Below are 20,302 nucleotides of genomic sequence, written 5' to 3' on the forward strand. Positions count from 1 at the left end.
TTCGCTTACTCCGCGCTTGCCGCGCCTGAAAACAGCGGCAAGGTCATCAATGCACAGGTGCCACGCCCCAATCGGGAACGCAGCTGCAATTCTCCCTGATGGGCGCGTGCCACGGCCTTGACCACGGTCAGGCCCAGGCCCGTTCCGTTGGTCTTGGTGGTGAAAAAGGGTTCGCCGAGGCGCTGCAGCACCTGCGGGTCGATGCCGCTGCCGCTGTCACTGATGCACAGGCGCAGGGTTTGCGCGCGGCTGTACAGGTGAATCTTCAGGCGCGCGCCGGGGGTGCTGGCCTGGGTGGCGTTTTCGATCAGGTTGAGCAAGGCGCCGACCAACGTGTCGCGGTTGCATAGCAACTCGCCGAGGTGGCTGTCGCATTGCCAACGCACTTCGGCCTCCTGGATATGGGTGGACGCGGCGGCTTGCAGGGCGCGCATCAGGTCGGCCGGGGTGACGCGGTCGGTCAGCGGCAATTCGCCGCGGGCGAACACCAGCATGTCGCGCACCTGGTGCTCCAATTCGTGCAGACGCTCCTTGAGCCTGCCAGCAAAACGTTGCTGGGTTTCTGGCGGCAGTTGCTCATCAGTCAAATGACTGGCGTAGATCAGCGCGGCCGACAGCGGCGTGCGGATCTGATGCGCCAAAGAAGCGACCATCCTGCCCAACGACGACAAACGCTCATGGCGCGCCAGTTGGTCTTGCAGGTGACGGGTTTCGGTGAGGTCGTTGAGCAGCACCAACTGGCCGGGCTCAGCGTCGAGGGAGCGCGTGGCGATGGACAGGCGGCGACCGTCCTTCAGGGAGATTTCATGGCCGTCGTCTTCACGGGGCGCGAAGCAGCGGGTGATCACGTGGCGCCACAGCTCGCCTTCCAGCGGCAGGCCGAGCATGTCGCCGGCGGCCGGGTTGGCTTCGCGCACGCGGCCGTCTTCGTCGATGACGATCACGCCACCGGGCAACAGCGACAACAGGTTTTGCAGACGGTTGGCCAGGCGCTCTTTCTCGGCCAGCTCTTCCATGCGCTGCGCACTGACCACCGCCAGCTCGCCTTTAAGCTCGGAAACCCGGGCTTCCAGCAGGCTGTAGGAGTCTGTCAGTTGGCTGGACATCTGGTTGAACAGCGAAAAGGCCTGTTCCAGGCCATTGCGGCTGAGCTGTTCGGCATCGGGAGCCGAAGATAGTTGGGCGGCGTGGGGCATCATGCTCTCTCGCTTGGCTGACCGTCAGTTAAACGGAACGTTGCGAGGGTTGTAGCAATACCCGTGCCTAAAAAAAAACCGCTGACTAATCAGCGGTTTGTGATTTAGGCGTCAATCATCCGCCTGTTCATCGCCATCTCGACGGCTCATGCCGTACTTGCGCATCTTCTCCACCAGGGTGGTGCGGCGGATACGCAAGCGCTCGGCGGCGCGGGCGACGATGCCGTTGGCGTCGTCCAGGGCCTGTTGGATCAGGCCTTGTTCCAGGTTGCCGAGGTAGTCTTTGAGGTCCAGGCCTTCCGGCGGCAGCATGGCGGTAGACGCGAAGTCCGGCGTGTGGCCGTTGATCGCTACCCGCTCTTCCATGTCGCTGCGGATGTCATTGAGCTGCTCGTCTTCGTCATCGACGTAGCGGAATTTCTTCGGCAGCTCGACCACGCCGATCACACCGTAGGGGTGCATGATCGCCATGCGCTCCACCAGGTTGGCCAGCTCGCGCACGTTGCCTGGCCAGCCGTGACGGCACAGGGACATGATCGCAGCGGAATTGAAACGGATCGAGCCGCGCTTCTCGTGCTCCATGCGCGAGATCAGTTCGTTCATCAGCAGCGGGATGTCCTCCACGCGCTCGCGCAGCGGGGCCATCTCGATCGGGAAAACGTTGAGGCGGTAGTACAGGTCTTCGCGGAAGCTGCCCACCTCGATCATGCTTTCGAGGTTCTTGTGGGTGGCCGCGATGATGCGCACATCGACGCTCTGGGTCTTGTTGCTGCCCACACGCTCGAAGGTACGCTCCTGCAACACGCGCAGCAGCTTGACCTGCATCGGCAGGGGCATATCGCCGATTTCGTCAAGGAACAGGGTGCCGCCGTTGGCCAGCTCGAAACGCCCGGCACGGCTGGTGATCGCCCCGGTAAAGGCGCCCTTCTCGTGGCCGAACAGTTCGCTTTCCAGCAGCTCTGCCGGGATCGCCCCGCAGTTGACCGGCACAAAAGGCCCGTCGCGGCGCTTGGAGTGATAGTGCAGGTTGCGCGCGACCACTTCCTTGCCGGTGCCCGACTCGCCGAGGATCAGCACGCTGGCGTCGGTGTCGGCCACTTGCTGCATCATCTGGCGCACGTGCTGGATCGCACGGCTGGTGCCGACGAGGCTACGGAACAGGTTGGGTTCGCGGTGGCGGCCGCGCTCGCGGGCCTGGTCGTACATCTCGCGATAGACCTGGGCGCGGTGCAGGGAATCAAGCAATTTGCTGTAGCTGGGCGGCATTTCCAGGGTGGACAGCACGCGGCGGCGCTGGTCTTCGGGCAGCTCGACGGAAGAAATATCGCCCATCAGCAACACGGGAAGGAACTCATCCCACGTAGACAGTGTCTTTAACAAGCCCAAAACAGCGCCAGGAGCGTTTACCGTCCCGATCAGCACACAAATGACTTCACGGCTCGATGACAATGAGCTGACCGCCTGCTGCCAGTCATGGCTGCCGCAGGGCAGATTTTCTTCGCCAAGAAAATTCAAAATCACCGCTAAATCGCGGCGGCGGACGCTATCGTCATCAATCAGCAGAATTTTGGTTTCACGCCACATGCAATAGCAACTTCCCTAGTTAACTCAAGTGCCCTGAAGTCTGGGCAATCTAGATGGCTGTAAGCATTTTCTGCTTTACACCCCTCTGAAATCTGAAAACAGCACTAGTTAAGTCAAAAAATCACGCGCAGTCAAATTTATGACGCGCATTCGGTTTAACTGAGCCCGTTCAGCCGAACAGATGGTAAACCTTTGACGCATTTTTAGCTTGGTTGATCTGCGACATCTCTTCAAAAATCGCCTGTCTTTCGCCAGTGGTCACTTCCAGCAACTGCTGATACACCGCCAGCAGACTCTCCAGCTTCTCGCGCACGCGCATCCTCGTCCACCGGCGCCTCGCTGAGCACCTCATCGATCACCGCACGGCAGCCCATATCCAGCTCACCGACAGCATCCCAATTGCGCTCGGCCAACGCGCTTATCAGGGCGTCGCGGGCTTCATCGATGCGTTGCAGTGCTTGGCTCATGATGTGTACCTCAAGGCGCTTGGCCTTATTGTGGAGCGATGGCATCCCAGCCGGACTTGACGGTAATCAGCAACCGCGCGACTTCGTCGATCATGTCGGCATCGTTCACCTGGTTGGCTTCAACCAGACGGTTGCTCATGTAGTCATACAGCGCATCCAGCTGCTGTACCGAGGCCGGATCTTCCGCTTTTTCCGGTTCGAGGCCATCACGCAGGCCAGAGATGATTTCAATCGCCTTGCCCAGCATCAGACCTTTCTGAGCGATATCGCCACGGCTCAATGCCCCCTTGGCCTGCGCCATGCGATCAAGGCCGCCTTCCATCAGCATCTGCACCAGGCGGTGCGGGCTGGCTTCGGAGACTTGGGCGTGGGAATTGACCTTCTGGTACTGGCGAAGGGCTCTCATCGGGTTCATGTTGCTACCTCGTTACTGGCCATGTCGAATAGGGTTGCTTAACCAGTTTTTCGACCACGTCACAAAATTCTTTAATCCAGGCGTCATACGCCAGACCACCGGTAAAGCCTGCTGCGGGGCGCCGAAGCGCCCCCACGAATCAGGACGACGACTTCGCGTTGTTCAGCGAGTTGAGGGTGGTCATGATGCTGGAGCTGCTGGCGTTGATCTGCGCGATCATCGTATCCATCGCGGTGTACTTGGCGCTCAGGGACTTCTTCAAGGCCTCCATGCGCACGTCCAGGTCGGAGGATTCGGTGGTCAGCGAGGTCAACTTGTTGTTGAGGTCGGTGGCGCGCGTCGCCAGGGTGCCGGTGGTGCCGACGTAGCTGGCGGTGGCTTTGTTCATGCGGGTGATCAAGCCCGTGTCGCCAGTGAAGAACTTGGCCACATCGCCAGCGCCCTTGACCACTGCCTTGTCCCACGCCTTGTCGTCCAGGGTCAACAGGCCGGTTTTCTGGTCCGTGGTAATCCCCATCTGTGCCAGGCTGGTCATGCTGCCCGCACCGGAGCCGCTGGTCAGTTCGGTACGCATGCTGTTCACCAGCTGACGCATCGACGCATCACCCGTCAAGGCGCCCGCAACGGTCGTCGACGCATCGCCTGTGGCGGTCACCTTGGTCTGGGTGTTGATCGCCGTAGTCAACGCGTTGTACGCGGTAACGAAGGACTGCACCGAGGTCTTCAGGGTGTCGGTATTGGTGGCCACGGTGATGGTGGTGGTCGGCTTGGTCAAGTCAACGGCCAGCAAGTCGAGGGTCACACCACTGATGGCGGAATCGATCTTGTTGGTGGCGGACGACATCGCGACGCCGTCGATGCTGTACTTGGCGTTGGCCGGGGGCTTGCCTTGGTCGTAACCGACGGCAAGCTCCGAGTCACCGCTGAGGGTGATATCGGTGCCATCGCCGGTCTTGGTCGACGTCAGGACCAGACGTGCGCCGTTGGAGTCGCTCAGCACGTTGGCACTGATACCCTGGGCCGAGAGCTGGGTGTTGATGGCTTCACGCACTTCCTTGAGGGTCGCGCCGCCGGCAATCACCACGTCGTAGCTTTTGTCGCCCTGGTTAATGGTCAACGTCTGCGCTTCGTCAGTGCTGTTGGCCTTGCCCGTGGCACCGTCCGTATTCACCTTGCTGGTGACTTTGGCGGCGGTGGCCAGGCTATCGACCTTTACCTCGTACTTGCCGCTGGAAGCACCGTCACCCAAGGTGACCTTGATGTTCTTCTCTTCGGAGGAACTGGCAGAAAGCCCGTTGAACGCAGAGACGTTGTTCAACTTGGTGATTGCCGCCTGATAGGCTTCCAACGCGGTTTTGATCGAGCCGACAGCCGACAACTTGATAGTCGCGTCTTTTTGCTGACTGGTGATCTGGGCCAGCTTGGGTGCCTTTTCAGCCCCAACCAGTGCCTCGACGATCGCTTGCGTGTTGTAGCCCGAACCTGGGCCGGAAATCGTTGAACTAGCCATCTGCTTATTCTCCTTGTCCTGAAGCGGCCGTTTTTTGGCGCTCAAGCGCCGATGCCGCAATCAGAAACATGTTTCGTGCCAACTCAAGCCTTGCTATCAAACAGCAGGCTGCTGGCATCGCTCAAATTCTGCGCCAATTTCAGCGCGGTCTCCGATGGAAGCTGTCGAATCACTTCACCACTGTCGGTGGCGATCACCTTGACGACCACTATGCCAGTGGAGTCATCGATGGAAAAATCCAGGTTGCGCTGTGAAGCCTGCACAAACTCACGCATATCGGTGACGGCTTTTTCCAGCGCAACGCGCTGCGGCTCTTCGCTCGCCGGCACTTTCGCTTCACTGTTGGCCGCAGGCTGGGCCTGGGCGACAGGTGCAGTGCTGGGCTGGGCTACGGCAGCCGGGTACGGCGTGTTCAGCTTGATGCTCATGTCCATGTCATCACCTCCAAACTGAAAAAACGGAAGGGCACGTTATTCACGCACCCTCCCGTTATTTAACCGCTACCGCTATTACTGAAGCAGCTTCAGAACAGAGGATGGCAGTTGGTTGGCCTGGGACAGGATCGCAGTGGAAGCCTGTTGCAGGGTTTGTTGCTTGGTCAGTTCAGCAGCTTCGGAAGCGAAGTCAGCGTCTTCTACGCGACCTTTGGCAGCGGAGGAGTTCTGCGAAATGCTCTGCAGGTTGGCCACGGTGCTGGCGAAACGGTTTTGTACGGCACCCAGCTGCGAACGCTGGCTGTCGATCTGCTGCATGGCGTCGTCCAGAGCCTGGATAGCCTGCTGCGAAGAAGCGGCGGACAGGATGTTCAGGTCGGAAACGCTGGTTTCCATGGTCACGGCGGTTTTGGTGCCGTTGGCAGCAACAGTGGTCAGGCCCAGGGCTTTCAGACCGGTACCGGCGCTGCCGTCTTTGATGGTGATGTCTTTGTCTGCGAACAGGCTCAGAGTACCGTCAGTGTTTTTGCTGGCCTGTACACCGGTGCTAGCGCTGTTGATCGAAGCTACAACTGCGTCAGCGGTGTCGCCTTTCTTGAACTTGACTTCTACGCCGTTGACGGAGATGGAAGTATCGTCGGTCAGTTTGGCCTGAGTGGTACCGGCAGACAGACCCAGTTGCGACAGTGAACCGCTGTTAGTGTTAGCCAGCTTGATGTCTGCACCGTTGCCCGAGGTCAGCTTGAGACGACCTTCGGTGAAGGTAGCGGAAGCACCCGCTGCAGCGCCGCCAGCAGCATTGGTGAGCTTGGTGAGAACGGTCGACATGGCGTCGCCTTTCGCCCAAGTTACTGCAGCACCGTTTACAGTGATCGCACCGTCAGAGGTCAGGTTGCTGGTAGTGGCAATGGCAGGGTTAGCAGTCAGCTTCAGGTTAGCCAAGCCATCAGTTTTGGCAGCGACTGGGGGTGGGCCAGCAGAAGCAGTTACAACATCGCCAGCTGCGAGGTTGATAGCCTTGGTGGAGCTCAGTGTCAGGACGCCAGTAGCATCGGTGCTTGCAGTAACACCGGTGGTAGCTGTCTCTTTGTTGATAGCAGCAGCTGCGGCAACACCCAAGTCACTAGCTGCGACAGCACCGAAAGTGATTGTTGTACCGTTGATTTTGATATTGTCGCTCGCCACAGTAGCGCCGACAGCAGCGGAACCCGAGACAGTGGCTTTATCAGTGAGTACCGAGCCAGTAGTGGTAGCAGCGAGACCGCTCAATGCGGTGCTGTTAACGGTGGCTTCGCTGAAGTTGCCTTTCAGCGCGGTGGAGCTGATGTCGGTCATGCCGAACGAGATAGTCTCGTTGGCGTTGGCGCCGATTTGGAAAGCTACGTTCTGGAACGAGCCGTCCAGCAGATTACGACCACCGAAGGTAGTGGTGCTGGCGATACGGTTCAGCTCGCCCACTTTAGCGGTGAATTCTTGCTGCAGGGAAACACGGTCAGCGTCGCTTTTATCACCGTTCGCCGCTTGCAGGGCGAGTTCACGCAGACGCTGCAGGGTGTTGGTGGATTCTTGCATCGCGCCTTCAGCAGTCTGGGCAATCGACACGCCGTTGTTGGCGTTGGCGATGGCAACGTTCAGGCCTTTGACCTGGTTGTTCAGACGGTTGGCGATCTGCATGCCGGCAGCGTCGTCTTTGGCGCTGTTGATTTTCAGGCCGGAGGACAGACGGTTCATCGACTGGCTCAGAGCGTCGGAAGCCTTATTCAGGTTCTTCTGGACCCCCAGAGACGTGATGTTGGTGTTAACTGATAATGCCATGACGAAATCCTCGTTGGATGGGATGCTGCGGCTTCCGGCCCTGGCAACCGCCGGGTGTGGCCTAGAGAACCTTCGTAATAGTTATCGTCGTGTGTGCCGGTTGCTTGAGTCTTTTTTTTGATTTTTTTGCTGGCTTGGTGCCACCCCTTGCAATTCAAGGGCTTACACAGGCGCAAAACCCAGTATTCATTGGCTTTTCTGGCGCCAAATAAAAAACGCCGATGATCGAGCGATCATCGGCGTTTTTTGTATTGCCGGTTAAAGCGTCACGGACGATAGAGAATCGCCGAGCCCCACGACAGGCCCACACCAAAACCACTGATCGCCACACGCTTCCAGGTGGCGTCCATCACGTGCTTTTCCAGCAGCAGCGGAATGCTCGACGACACGGTGTTGCCGGTCTCGACCATGTCCTTGATGAACTTCTCCACCGGCGCTTCTTCAAAGCGGCGCGCCACGGCATCGACAATCGCCGCACTGCCCTGGTGAATGCAGAAGGCATCGATGTCGTCGGCCTTGAGGTCCGACTCATTGAGCAGCTCGTGCAGATGCGCTGGCACTTTAAGCAGCGCGAAGTTGAACACCTGGCGCCCGTTCATGAAGAACACGCCGTCGCTGACCTTCAGGTGCGGCGCGCCGGAACCGTCGGTGCCGAACTTCGACTTGCCCAGCAGCCAAGGCGCGTCTTCACCCATCCACGTGGCGGTGGCGGCGTCGCCGAACAGCATGGTGGTGTTGCGGTCTTCCGGGTCGACGATCTTCGAATACGGGTCGGCGGTGACCAGCAGACCGTTTTTCAGGCCGGCGGCTTCCATGAAGCCCTTCATCGCGTAGATGCCGTAGACGTAGCCGGAGCAGCCCAGGGAGATATCGAACGCGGCCACGTGGGTCGGTAGGCCCAGTTTGTCCTGGACGATGGCGGCGGTGTGGGGCAAACCCTCTTCATCACCGTTCTGGGTGACGACGATCAGCGCGTCGATGGACTCGCGCGAAAGCGTAGGGTTGTTGGCAAACAAAGCGTTGACTGCCTCGACACACAGATCGGAAGTTTCCTGGGCAGCTTCCTTGCGCGGCAGGAACGCCGAACCGATCTTGCCAATGATGAACTCTTCATCCTTGGCGAATTTGGCACCCTGGGCGTAGTTATCAATGCCGTCGGCCGGCACGTAACTGGCGATGCTTTTTATGCCAATCATTGTGGCTTCCCAATACTAAATAGCTGGAGAACACCCCGCGAACTGCCTCGCGAAGTGGTGACAATAAAGGGGACAAACCCCGTGAAGAACTCGCTGAAAGCCGCTGCGCAAGGCGCCTTGGACGACTTATCCTTTTCACACGATACAGTGAAGATGCGCTTTATGACTCGCAGGTCACCTAATTGTGTGTGCTTTCTGCAAAACCTTCAAACAATTAAGTCCCGGAAACGACAACGGCCCAACCTGTTTCCAGGCTGGGCCGTTGCTGTGCAGCGGGCCGATTACATCTTGTTGAACAGGCTCAGCTGGGAGATTTTCACGAACGCCAGCTGCGAGGCTTGCAGCATGGTTTGTTGCAGGCTCAGGTTGATCGCGGCTTCGGCGAAGTCAACGTTGCCCAGCGAACTCATGGTGGTGGCGTTCGCCAGGCTCAGGCTGGTGTTTTCGGCGCTCTGGATATCCAGGGTGTTCAGCCGTGCGCCGATATCCCCGCGAACCTGGTCGATCTGGCTGTAGGCGTTGGTCAGGTTGCCGATGGACCGGGCGACCACGTCCTTGAGCTCCTTCTGCGCTGCCGGGTTGCCATCCGACGGGGTCTCCAGCGTGCGGCGCAGGCGGCTGAGGGTGTCGAGCACGTTTTCGTTCTTGTTGCTGGTGGCGCCCACCAGGAACTGATCGCCATCTGCCGGTGCCGGCGCAGTGGTCACGCCCAGCGTCACGCCCGCCACGGTGATCGAGGTCGCGCCCGCAGCCAGCGTGTCATTGGCGATGGATTTACTGTCTGCCGTGTAAGGCTGCGCGTAGACGTTATAGCTACCGCCCGCACCGAATTTGACCACCAGGCCGGCGTTGGGAAAGGTGCTGGCGTAAGCCGCCGGATCACTCACCGAACCACCGGTCAACTGGGCCGCGCTTGGGTTGCTGGCGGTACGCGAAACACTGAACGAGTCCGGCTTGAGGGCCAGGGTGAACTCGCGGTCTTTTACCAGCGCATCCGACGGCGCGCCCGGCAAGACGTCTTTGCCCAGGTTCAGGCCGATGTCGAACTTGACCCCGCGCAGGCTGATGGTCGAACCGCCTTCCTTGGTGGAGTCAAAGGTGCCGTTGCCCGCGATCTCGGACGTGATGTCTTTGCCGGTGCTGTCACTGACGGTGTATTGGGTGCTGCTGAGGAACTTCAGCGTGTAAGGCTGGCCGTCGGCAAACTTCACATCGACACCCGACGCAATCAGGCCCGCCGAGATCGTGACCTTGCCGTCATCCACCGCCGGCGGAACCAGCACCGGTGTGGCCTGGGTACGACCGGTGTTGGCCGAGGTCTCGAGCATTTTCTTCGCGGTATCGCCCATCGGCACCGACAGATTCTCCGCCACCCGCAGGTTCAGCGCGGTGTCATCGCCCTGATAGGTGTAGGTGCCATCGTTGTTGCGCGTGTAGGGCGGCGTATCGGTCTTGCTGCCGGAGAACAGGTAGTTGCCGCTGGCATCCTTGGTATTGAGCAGACCCATGATCTGGTCTTCCAGGGCACCGATTTCGGCGGCGGTCGATTTGCGGTCAGCATCGCTGATCCCGACGTTACCGGCCTTCAGCGCCAGCTCACTGGCGCGCTGGATCGCCGTGTTGATGTTCTGCAGCACGCTGTCTTCGGTCTGCAGCGAGTTTTTCAGCGTGTCGATATTGGTGTTGTACTGCCCCAGCATGTCTTTCTGCTGTTGCAACATCAGCAAACGCGCGGCCGCGACCGGATCATCCGCGGCGGTTTGCACGCGAACGCCAGAGCTGGCCTGGTCCTGCGCTTTCACCACACTGGAATAGTTTTCCTGGTACTTGGCGGAGCTGGTTTCGAAGTACTGCTGTGTAGAAATACGCATCGTCCCAGACTCCCTTAAAGGCTATTGATCAATGTGGTAAAGGTTTCTTGCGCGGCCTTGATGATCTGCGACGACGCGGTGTAGTACTGCTGGAACTTGATCATGTCGCCCGCCTCGTCATCCAGGTTGACCCCGGACACCGAGTTGCGCGCGCCTTTATTGGCGGCCAGCAAGGCGCCGGTCGCGGCCACATCGACACTCGACTGGCTGGCCTTCGCGCCCACCTGGGACACCAGGCGGCTGTTGGCGCCCACCAGGCTCACGCCGACGTTGCCGTCGCCCATGCCAACGGTGGCCTTGGTTTGCAGGTCAAGCAACTGCTGCGCGTTGCGGCCGTCGGACTTGCCGGCGCTGTTGAACGAGAACGTGGTGCTGTCACCGTCAGCCGGCGAGCCGTTGATGGTGGTGTCGAATTTGAAGCCCGAACCCGGGATCGGCGTACCGGTCGCATCCAGCTCGGGCACATTGACGGTGATCTTGTTGCCCTGCCCCGGCACGATGGTGCCGGTGCCAATCGCCTTGCCCTGGGCGTTGCTGATCGTATAGGACTGGGTGCCGTCGGCGGCCGGTTTGCCAAACACCATTTTCACCGGCATCAGGCCTTCGATGTTCGTGCGCAGCTTCGCCGTGTCCGCACCGCCATGGATATCCAGTGGCGCCGTCAGCGTCGGCTGGGTAAAGGTGCCCGTGCCGCTGTTGGTCTTGCCGCCTTCGCCAATGAGTGGGCCGGCAAAGGCGAGCTTGTTGGCATCCGCCATGTCCACGCCGATAGCGCTGGCACCGTTGGCCGTCGGGCTGACCTTGAAGCTGTCGCCATAGCTCATCGTGCCTTTGCCATCGAGCGTCACGGTCACGCCGTCAAACGACACGGGGACGGTGGTAGAGCTGATGTCGAAGTTGCCCATGGACTTACCGTCCGAGCGCTCCACGGTGATCATGTTCGGGTTGGTCTTGTCGCTGAACGTGATCTTGTAGTCATACGTCGTCAGCTTGCTGCTGTCGTTGATCGTCACATTCAGGTTGCTGGACGCGGCGCTGTTGCCCGCCGCTGCCTGGCTGCGCGAAGCAATGGCGGTTGCGCTGTTGATGTCCTTGAACAGCGACGTGCCGAAGTCACCGTTCAGATCCAGGCCCTGGCCCAGCTGATTGTTGATCGTATCGGCAGTCGCAATCGCCAGGCGCCCCAGCTCGTTGATGGCCGGCATCAGGGCGTCGCTGCGATAGCGCAACAAGCCGCCAATGCTGCCGCCGCTGATCACCGAGCCCATGTCCAGGGCGGTGCCATTGACGTTCAGCTGGATGGTGTACTGGCTGTTGTCGTCCTTGCTCGGTACCGCCGAAATCGTGTTGGCAATCCCGCCTTCCACCAGCGACTGACCGGTGCCGGTATTGATACTGAATTGGCCGTTCTTCTCTGTCGCGGTAACGCCGATCAGTTCATTGAGCGCGCGCACGGCCTCGTTGCGTGAGTCCAGCAGGTTCGCTGGCGCGGCGGTTGCCGAGCCCTGGGCCTGGGAGATCTGCTTGTTCAGCGAAGCAATCGAGGAGGTCAGTTGATTGACCTGATCACTCATGGTGCTCAGCTGGCTGTTGATGGTTTCTTTCTGCTGGGTCAGCTGCGTCGAGATCGAGTTGAAGCGGTTGCTCAGCGTCTTGGCGTTGGACACCAGCAGCTGGCGCGCCGACAGGTCATTCGGGTTGGACGACGCGGTCTGCAGGGTTGCAAAGAACGAGCTCAGCGCCGACGACATGCCGGTGGTCTTGTCCGACAACACTTTGTCGATGGCACTGACCTGCCCCAGGTAGGCATTGGCATCGCTGCTCAGCGCGGTGCTGTTCTGGTACGCCGCATCCAGGTACTCGTTGTACACCCGACGCACATCCGCCAGGGTCGTGCCGGTGCCGATGAACACGCCGCCGAACTGGTTCGACGCGCTGGCGTTCTGGGTGGCCTGCTGACGTGAGTAGCCCGCGGTGTTGACGTTGGCAATGTTATTACTCAAGACCGACAACGATCCTTGAGCGGCATTGAGCCCTGACATCCCGATACTGAGCAAACTCATGATTCAGACCTTATAAATGTGTGGTTGCGCCAGCGGCAGCGTAGTTCTGGTAGCTGTTCATCGTTTTGGCGATCTGCGAAATCTTGCTGGCATAGTCTGGGTCGGTTGCGTAACCGGCCTTTTGCAACTCGCGTACAAACTGTTCCGGGTTGTCGGCCGACTTCACAACTTCTTTATAGCGATCATTGCTTTGCAGCAATGTCACGAGGTCGTGGAAGCTGTCCTGGTACGAATCGTAGGAGCGGAACTGCGCCGTTTCCTTGACCATCGCGCCATCGCGGAACTCGCTGGTGATCGCGCGGGCCTGTCCGCCCTGCCAGCTCTGGCCGGCCTTGATGCCGAACAGGTTGTGGCTGCTGCTGCCGTCTTCGGCACGCATCACCGACTTACCCCAACCGGTCTCCAGCGCGGCCTGGGCCACCAGGTACTTCGGATCGACGCCAATGCGCGCGGCGGCCGCCTTGGCCATCGGCAGCATGGTGGCGACAAATTCGTCCTGGGAGCCGAAGGCTTTTTTCGCCGGCGCCAGCGGTGGCTGGGCAATGGCGCGGCCATAGACCTGCATGCGCCCGCTTGGCACGGCAAAGGTGCGCGCGGTGCTGTTGATCACGTTGTCTTCGGCAGCGCTGTTACGCAGTGGCGCGGCCTTGGCCACGCTGGTGTCGGTGCTTGGCACGATGCCGGCCAGCAGGCGATCCGTCAGCTTGCTCGGCAAGGCGATGCGGCGCTGGTTCATCAGCTCCATGTCATTGCTGTGGGACGCCGCGGCGCCCGCCTGCGGCTCCGCCACGCGATACGCCCACAACGGGCGCTGGCCATTGGAACGACCCAGCGGACCCTCGGCCTGGGTACCGGCGCCGATTTCCGTCGGCACGTCCACCTTCTTCGCCGGCTCAGCCGCCGCCGGGCCTTGCAAGGTGGCCGCCTGGGCTTCCACCGGTTTGTTCTTCTGCATCTGGCGCATCAGCACGTCGGCCAGGCCGATACCGCCGCCTTCGCGGGACATCGATACCGCCAGTTGCTGGTCGTACATTTCCTGGTACTGCTTGGCCGCCGGGGTGTTCATCGGGTTGTCTTTACCCAATGCCTCAGTCGCCGAACGCATGGACTTGAGCATCTCGCTCAGGAACAGCGACTCGAACTCCTGCGCCACCTTGCGCATGTTGCCTTCGCTGTTCTTGTCGGCACCGACCTTGAGCTGGTTAAGCCGGTTCAAGTCGGAGTACGACCCCGAGTCCGCCGTGCTGGTGATCCCGCTCTTGCGCATATCCATGGCCATGGCCTCAGATCACGATCAGGTCGGCTTGCAACGCGCCGGCCTGTTTCAGGGCTTCAAGGATCGCCATCAAGTCGCCGGGCGCTGCGCCCACCTGGTTCACCGCGCGGACAATCTCATCCAGGGTGGTGCCGGGGCCGAACTTGAACATCGGCTTGGCTTCTTGCTGGGCATTCACCCGCGAGCGCGGCACCACGGCCGTCTGGCCATTGGACAACGGCCCAGGCTGGCTGACGATGGGGTCTTCGGTGATGGTCACGGTCAGGCTGCCGTGGGTCACCGCGGCCGGCGACACCTTGACGTTCTGGCCGATCACGATGGTGCCGGTGCGCGAGTTGATAATGACTTTGGCCACCGCCTGGCCTGGATCGACTTCGAGGTTTTCCAGGATCGACAGGTAGTCCACACGCTGGCTTGGGTCCAGCGGCGCGGTCACGCGGATCGAGCCGCCGTCGATGGCTTGCGCGACGCCAGGGCCGAGCATGTCGTTGATCTTGTCGACCACGCGCTTGGCGGTGGTGAAGTCGGAACGGTTGAGGTTCAGGGTCAGGCTGTTGCCCTGGTTGAAGCCGCTCGGCACGGTGCGTTCCACCGTGGCGCCGCCCGGAATGCGCCCGGCGGACGGCACGTTGACGGTGATCTTCGAACCGTCGCGGCCTTCGGCGTCAAACCCGCCCACCACCAGGTTGCCCTGGGCGATGGCGTAGACGTTGCCGTCGATACCCTTGAGCGGGGTCATCAGCAAGGTGCCGCCGCGCAGGCTTTTCGAGTTGCCGATGGAGGACACGGTGATGTCCACCACCTGGCCCGGCTTGGAGAACGCCGGCAAGTCGGCACTGATGGACACGGCCGCGACGTTTTTCAGCTGCACGTTGCCCGAACCGGCCGGCACCTTGATACCGAACTGCGAGAGCATGTTGTTGAAGGTCTGCAGGGTGAACGGGGTCTGGGTGGTCTGGTCACCCGTGCCGTTGAGTCCCACCACCAGGCCGTAGCCGATCAACTGGTTGGAGCGCACGCCGGAGATGCTGGCGATGTCTTTCAGGCGTTCGGCCTGGGCGACGGCGCTCAGGGACAGCAACAAGGCCGCCACCATCAGCTGTTTGAAGTTCAAAATGGCCACCTAGAAAGGGAACAGCGGGCTAAGGAAGAAACGGTCGAACCAGCCCGGCTGGCTCGCATCGGCAAACGAACCCGTACCCGAATAGGTAATGCGCGCATCGGCAATCCGCGTGGACGGCACGGTGTTGTCGGTGGAGATGTCATCGGCACGCACCATGCCGGCAATTCGCACCAGCTCGTCGCCGGTGTTGAGGGTCATCCACTTTTCACCGCGTACGGCGATGATGCCGTTGGGCAACACATCGGCCACGGTCACGGTGATCGAACCGGTCAGGCTGTTGCCCTGCCCCGCCGCGCTCTTGCCGTTGGTGGCACGGTCGCCGCTGTAGCCGGCTTCCAGGCTCAGGTCACCACTGCCCAGCGGGTTGTTGGTGTTGGGGATGCCGCCAAACAGGGAGGTCAGGCCGATGCCGGTCTTGCTGGTCTTGCCGATCTGCGAGTTGGCGTTTTTGCTGGCCTGGGTCTTCTCGTTCAGGGTGATGGTGATGATGTCACCGACCCGGAACGCCTTGCGGTCGCTGTACAGGTTCTGTTCGAAACCGGCCTGGTAGATCGAGCCATTGTTGGCCGCCGCCGGCAACGGCGTGCGTGGCAACACCGGCGCGTAGTACGGGTCATTGGGTTTCGGCGTCGGGGCGACACAGCCCGCGAGCACGGCAATCCCACTCAATGCCAGAACAGAAACGTAGCGATTCATGACCCTTACCTCACGGTGTTGCAGGCGCCCTCAAGGGCGCCCCATAGACTTGATTACAGATTCTGCGTGACGAACGAGAGCATCTGGTCGGCAGTGGAGATCACCTTGGAGTTCATCTCGTAGGCGCGCTGGGTGGTGATCATGTTGACCATCTCCTCGACCGTGCTCACGTTGGAGGTTTCCAGGGTGCTTTGCAGCGTGGTACCAAAACCGTTCAGGCCAGGGGTGCCGATTTGCGGCGCGCCGCTGGAGGCGGTTTCGAGGAACAGGTTGTTACCCATGGCTTGCAGGCCGGCCGGGTTGATGAAGTCGGCGGTTTGCAGGTTGCCGATCACTTGCGACGCCGGGTTGCCGGCCACGGTGATGGACACGGTGCCGTCATTGCCGACGGTGAAGGTCTTGGCATCGGCCGGGACGATCACGGCAGGCTCCAGGGCGAAACCGTTGGCGGTGACCATCTGACCGTTGGAGTCCAGGTGGAAAGTACCGTCACGGGTGTAGGAAGTAGTGCCATCCGGTTGCAGGATCTGGAAGAAACCACGGCCGTTGATCGCCATGTCCAGCGGCTGGCCGGTCTGTTGCAGGTTACCGGCGCTGAAGTTCTTCTGGGTGCCGACAATCGCCACACCCGTACCCAGTTGCAGGCCCGACGGCAGTTCGCTGTCCTGGGTCGATTGGGCGCCCGGCTGCTTCTTGATCTGATAGAGCAGGTCCTGGAATTCGGCACGGTCACGTTTGAAACCCGTGGTCGACACGTTGGCCAGGTTGTTGGAGATGGTGGTCAGGTTGGTGTCCTGGGCGGACAGACCGGTTTTGGCAACCCATAGAGCCGGAAGCATGCTGTTCTCCTTTGTGCGCCTGTTTGTTGGCGCGCATCACAAATTAGTTAGTGGGTTGCAATCAGGTCATTGCCATGACGCGCGTCATGGCCTGATCGTCTTCCTTGGCGCTGTTCATCATCTTGATGTGCAGCTCGAATTGCTTGGAAAGCGCCAGCACTGCGGTCATTTCTTCCACCGCATTCACGTTGCTCGCCTGCAGGAAACCCGAGGTCAGCTTGACGCCCGCATCGACCTGGGCCGGCTGGCCGTCCTTGGTGTGGATGCTGCCATCCAGACCCTTGGTCATGTTCTTCAGATCGGGCTGCACCAGCTTGATCCGGTCCACTTCAGCCATCACACGCGGGCCTTCGCCCATGGCGCGGATGCTGATGGTGCCGTCGGCGCCCACTTCGATTTTCTGCTGGGGCGGCACGGCAATCGGGCCGCCGTTGCCCATGATCGGCATGCCGTTGCCGGCACGCAGCACGCCCAGCGCATCGACGTTCATGCTCGCGCTGCGCACGTAGGCTTCGCCGCCATCCGGGGTCTGCACGGCCATCCAGCCGTCGCCGCTGACGGCCACGTCCAGGTCACGGCCGGTTTCGATCATGGCGCCGGGGCTGAAGTCGGTGGCCGGGCGTTCGGTGAGGGCAAACGCCCGCGCCGGAAAGCTGTCACCAAATACCGGCATCGAACGCGCCTGTTCCAGGTCACGTTGGAAACCATTGGTGGAAATGTTCGCCAGGTTGTTGGCATGGGCCTTCTGCGCCAGAGCATTCTGGCTGGCGCCGGTCATTGCCACATAAAGGTACTTGTCCACGCTCTTTCCTCTTTCTGACGGACGTTTGCCGCCCACCGCTGTGCTGATGAGGCTTAAGCAATTTGCGAACCAACTTTCAAAAAGAGGGCGAGATACAAGCGGAGCAAGGGTTTGCGGGCTAGTGACGGGAAATGGGTGTGGAGTGAGAGTCGAAAAAACGGCGGACTACTGCCGTAAGCGGCAAGCGCTGGTCTCATTGGCGACAACGATCAAATGTGGGAGCTGGCTTGCCTGCGATAGCGGTGAATCAGTCAGCATCTACTTCACTGATACACCGCTATCGCAGGCAAGCCAGCTCCCACACTTTTAACAGCGCTCTACTTTTCTACCTTGATCACTTCGTAATCGCGCAACTTATTGGCAATGGTGGTATGGGAAACCCCCAAGCGCTTGCCCAACTGCCGACTGCTCGGATGCTCGGCGTACAAACTTTCCAGCACCGCCTTCTCGAACCGCCCGACGATCTCTTCCAACCCACCCTCCAGGGAAAAATCGCCAAGCGGTTGACGCAACCCGTAGTCCGGCAATCGAACATGCTCAACCTTCACCGTACCGCCTTCGCACAATGACACCGCCTGGAACAGCACGTTTTCCAGTTGCCGCACATTACCCGGCCAGTGGTAGTGGCTGAGCTTCTCCATGGCAGCGGGCGCGAGCTTGGGCAGCGGGCAACCAATCTGCCGGCTGGCCTGATCGAGGAAGTGCTCAACCAACGGCGCCAAACCATCCAGGCATTCGCGCAGCGGCGGGATATGCAGCGACAGCACATTGAGGCGATGGTAAAGATCCTGGCGAAACTCGCCACGGGCGCAGAGTTCCGACAAGTCCACCTGGGTCGCGCAGATCACGCGCACATCCAGATACACCTCTTCATCGCTGCCCACACGCCGGAAGCAACCGTCCTGCAAAAACCGCAGCAGCTTCACCTGCAAACGCGCACTCATTTCCCCGACACCATCGAGAAACAACGTCCCGCCCGCCGTCAGCTCCAACAGCCCGAGCTTGCCCTCGGCCCGCGCCCCCTCAAAGGCGCCGGGGCCGTAGCCAAACAGTTCGGTCTCGGCCATCGACTCCGGCAAACCGGCACAGTTGAGTGCCATCAGCGGTGACTGCCCCCTCGGGCTGGCCAGGTGGCAGGCACGCGCCAGCAATTCTTTGCCGGTGCCGGTTTCACCTTCTATTAATAGTGGTGCATCCAAAGGCGCCATGCGCCGGGCCTCACGAACCACGGCGGCCATCACCTTGGAGCTTTGGAAGATGCTGTCAAAGCCGCGCAGCTCCTGCTTGCGCACATTGTAGATACGCTCACCCACGCGGTCGGCACGGTGCAGGGTCAACACGGCGCCGGCCATGGCCTCGCTGTCATCGTGTTCGGAGGATTGCAGCGGCGCGATGTCCGCCAGGAACACGTCACCCTTGACCTTGACCCGCAAGCCATTGATCCGCGATTTGCTCGCGCGCACCAGCTCCGGCAAGTCGAAGTCTTCGGCATAACGCGACAGCGGAATGCCCGGCACCTCATCCACGCGCACCCCGAGGAGCTGCGCCGCCGCACGGTTGGCAGCAACAATGGAACCGCCCATGTCGATGGACAGCACCGGAAACTCCAGGGCGCCAAGCAACGCATTGAGTTCCATATGCCGACGCTCACTGGGCATCAGCCCTACACGCTTCACGCCAAAGACACCGGCAATCGCCTCGAACTGCGGGCGCAGCGCCTGGAACTGCATGTTCACCAGGTTCGGGCAAAACAGATAAATGGCGTTGCCATGCTCACCGCCGACCTCGCCCTTGGCGACGTTGACGCCGTACTCCACCAACAGGTTGAGAATGTCCCGCAGGATGCCGATGCGGTTCTGGCAGTGCACTTTGATACGCATGAAGAGGCTCGAAAAGTGGGTAGGCGCCGCGTCTTTTTGTCGCTGGGCGCAGATAGTCGTCAAGATTATGTGACAGCGCGTGACCTTTTCCCAGCCCGTCACAACGACTGGCGCCACAACCGTAACGAATACTTTACGAAAACCAGTAACTTTTCCCACATTCCAGCTTGAAACACGGATGGCGTCTTGCCCGGTACGGGGTATCAATAGGGGCATCCCAGGACATAACAAGAACGAATGCCTAGCAGGAGAGCCGTATGAAGCAGACGCACTACGTGGCCCGCGAGCCCGATGCGCAAGGTTTTATCCACTACCCGCCGGAAGAACACGCGGTGTGGAACACCCTGATCACGCGCCAGTTGAAAGTGATCGAAGGCCGCGCCTGCCAGGAATACCTGGACGGCATCGACAAGCTCGGCCTGCCTCACGACCGCATCCCGCAACTGGGCGAGATCAACAAAGTGCTGGCCGCAACCACCGGCTGGCAAGTGGCCCGCGTTCCCGCGCTGATCCCCTTCCAGACCTTCTTCGAACTGCTCGCCAACAAGCAGTTTCCGGTCGCGACCTTTATTCGCACCCGTGAAGAACTGGACTACCTGCAAGAGCCGGACATTTTCCACGAGATCTTTGGCCACTGCCCGCTGCTGACCAACCCCTGGTTCGCCGAATTCACCCACACCTACGGCAAGCTCGGCCTCGCCGCCAGCAAAGAGCAACGGGTGTACCTGGCGCGGCTGTACTGGATGACCATCGAGTTTGGCCTGGTGGACACGCCCCAAGGCCTGCGCATCTACGGTGGCGGCATTTTGTCGTCGCCCAAGGAGACGGTGTACAGCCTGTCCGCCGAGCCCGAGCACCAGGCTTTCGACCCGCTGGAAGCGATGCGCACGCCGTATCGCATCGACATCCTGCAACCTTTGTACTTCGTGTTGCCCGAGCTCAAGCGCCTGTTCGACGTGGCGCAGGAAGACATCATGGGCATGGTCGAACGCGGCATGCAGCTCGGCCTGCACGCACCGAAGTTCCCGCCCAAGCCAAAAGCCGCGTGAGACTCCGCTTTTAAGGCCAGGTGAGTCTGTTCCCTGGCCCCGCGTTGCTTTAGGGTGACGCCACTGACCTTCATCATTCGAATTCA

16 protein-coding genes and 1 pseudogene are annotated in these 20,302 nt (G+C 60.5%); 1 reads left to right on the forward strand and 16 read right to left on the reverse strand.

What is annotated here, in order from left to right; translation table 11 throughout:
- Positions 1-5 precede the first annotated feature (5 nt).
- From PSH87_RS19865 to PSH87_RS19940, 16 genes and pseudogenes are all read right to left on the reverse strand, one after another.
- Complete coding sequence (locus tag PSH87_RS19865; protein WP_305434348.1) at positions 6-1,196, reverse strand: PAS domain-containing sensor histidine kinase; 1,191 nt, start codon at positions 1,194-1,196, stop codon at positions 6-8.
- A 111-nt stretch (positions 1,197-1,307) separates the two neighbouring features.
- A complete protein-coding gene (locus PSH87_RS19870; protein ID WP_017735203.1) occupies positions 1,308-2,780 on the reverse strand; it encodes a sigma-54 dependent transcriptional regulator in 1,473 nt (490 codons plus the stop codon).
- A 169-nt stretch (positions 2,781-2,949) separates the two neighbouring features.
- Positions 2,950-3,247: pseudogene (gene fliT / locus PSH87_RS19875) on the reverse strand (flagellar protein FliT).
- Positions 3,248-3,272: 25 nt separating this feature from the next.
- Positions 3,273-3,662: a flagellar export chaperone FliS gene (fliS, locus tag PSH87_RS19880; protein WP_026136596.1), complete on the reverse strand. Its 390-nt coding sequence runs from the start codon at positions 3,660-3,662 to the stop codon at positions 3,273-3,275.
- Positions 3,663-3,801: 139 nt separating this feature from the next.
- Complete coding sequence (gene fliD / locus PSH87_RS19885) at positions 3,802-5,172, reverse strand: flagellar filament capping protein FliD (RefSeq protein WP_124526523.1); 1,371 nt, start codon at positions 5,170-5,172, stop codon at positions 3,802-3,804.
- A gap of 83 nt (positions 5,173-5,255) precedes the next feature.
- Positions 5,256-5,606 carry a flagellar protein FlaG gene (locus PSH87_RS19890; RefSeq protein WP_305430795.1) on the reverse strand — a complete coding sequence of 117 codons (351 nt, stop codon included), beginning with the start codon at positions 5,604-5,606 and terminating at the stop codon, positions 5,256-5,258.
- 75 nt (positions 5,607-5,681) lie between these two features.
- The gene (locus tag PSH87_RS19895) at positions 5,682-7,421 is read right to left on the reverse strand and encodes a flagellin (RefSeq protein WP_257780429.1); all 1,740 of its coding nucleotides are present in this window, start codon (positions 7,419-7,421) and stop codon (positions 5,682-5,684) included.
- Positions 7,422-7,687: 266 nt separating this feature from the next.
- Positions 7,688-8,617 (reverse strand): ketoacyl-ACP synthase III, encoded by a 930-nt coding sequence (locus tag PSH87_RS19900; protein ID WP_305430798.1) that lies wholly within the window; start codon positions 8,615-8,617, stop codon positions 7,688-7,690.
- A 281-nt stretch (positions 8,618-8,898) separates the two neighbouring features.
- Positions 8,899-10,488: a flagellar hook-associated protein 3 gene (locus tag PSH87_RS19905; protein WP_305430800.1), complete on the reverse strand. Its 1,590-nt coding sequence runs from the start codon at positions 10,486-10,488 to the stop codon at positions 8,899-8,901.
- Between the two features lie 14 nt (positions 10,489-10,502).
- A complete protein-coding gene (gene flgK, locus PSH87_RS19910; protein ID WP_026136594.1) occupies positions 10,503-12,551 on the reverse strand; it encodes a flagellar hook-associated protein FlgK in 2,049 nt (682 codons plus the stop codon).
- 10 nt (positions 12,552-12,561) lie between these two features.
- On the reverse strand, positions 12,562-13,830 hold the full coding sequence (gene flgJ, locus PSH87_RS19915) for a flagellar assembly peptidoglycan hydrolase FlgJ (protein WP_305430801.1): 1,269 nt from the start codon (positions 13,828-13,830) through the stop codon (positions 12,562-12,564).
- A gap of 4 nt (positions 13,831-13,834) precedes the next feature.
- Positions 13,835-14,944, reverse strand: a complete 1,110-nt coding sequence (locus tag PSH87_RS19920; RefSeq protein ID WP_370695328.1) for a flagellar basal body P-ring protein FlgI — start codon at positions 14,942-14,944, stop codon at positions 13,835-13,837.
- A gap of 6 nt (positions 14,945-14,950) precedes the next feature.
- Positions 14,951-15,646 (reverse strand): flagellar basal body L-ring protein FlgH, encoded by a 696-nt coding sequence (flgH, locus tag PSH87_RS19925; protein ID WP_026136593.1) that lies wholly within the window; start codon positions 15,644-15,646, stop codon positions 14,951-14,953.
- Between the two features lie 53 nt (positions 15,647-15,699).
- A complete protein-coding gene (gene flgG, locus PSH87_RS19930; protein ID WP_017735191.1) occupies positions 15,700-16,485 on the reverse strand; it encodes a flagellar basal-body rod protein FlgG in 786 nt (261 codons plus the stop codon).
- Positions 16,486-16,546: 61 nt separating this feature from the next.
- On the reverse strand, positions 16,547-17,287 hold the full coding sequence (locus tag PSH87_RS19935) for a flagellar basal body rod protein FlgF (protein ID WP_026136592.1): 741 nt from the start codon (positions 17,285-17,287) through the stop codon (positions 16,547-16,549).
- Positions 17,288-17,604: 317 nt separating this feature from the next.
- Entirely contained in the window at positions 17,605-19,167 is a 1,563-nt protein-coding gene (locus PSH87_RS19940; RefSeq protein ID WP_305430802.1) for a sigma-54-dependent transcriptional regulator, read from the reverse strand.
- A gap of 257 nt (positions 19,168-19,424) precedes the next feature.
- On the opposite strand from PSH87_RS19940, the gene phhA reads away from it, so the two are divergent.
- Positions 19,425-20,216, forward strand: a complete 792-nt coding sequence (phhA, locus tag PSH87_RS19945) for a phenylalanine 4-monooxygenase (RefSeq protein ID WP_017735187.1) — start codon at positions 19,425-19,427, stop codon at positions 20,214-20,216.
- The last annotated feature ends 86 nt before the right edge of the window (positions 20,217-20,302 follow it).

Origin of the sequence: Pseudomonas sp. FP453 (assembly GCF_030687495.1) — a bacterium.
In the GTDB taxonomy this organism is placed as follows: domain Bacteria; phylum Pseudomonadota; class Gammaproteobacteria; order Pseudomonadales; family Pseudomonadaceae; genus Aquipseudomonas.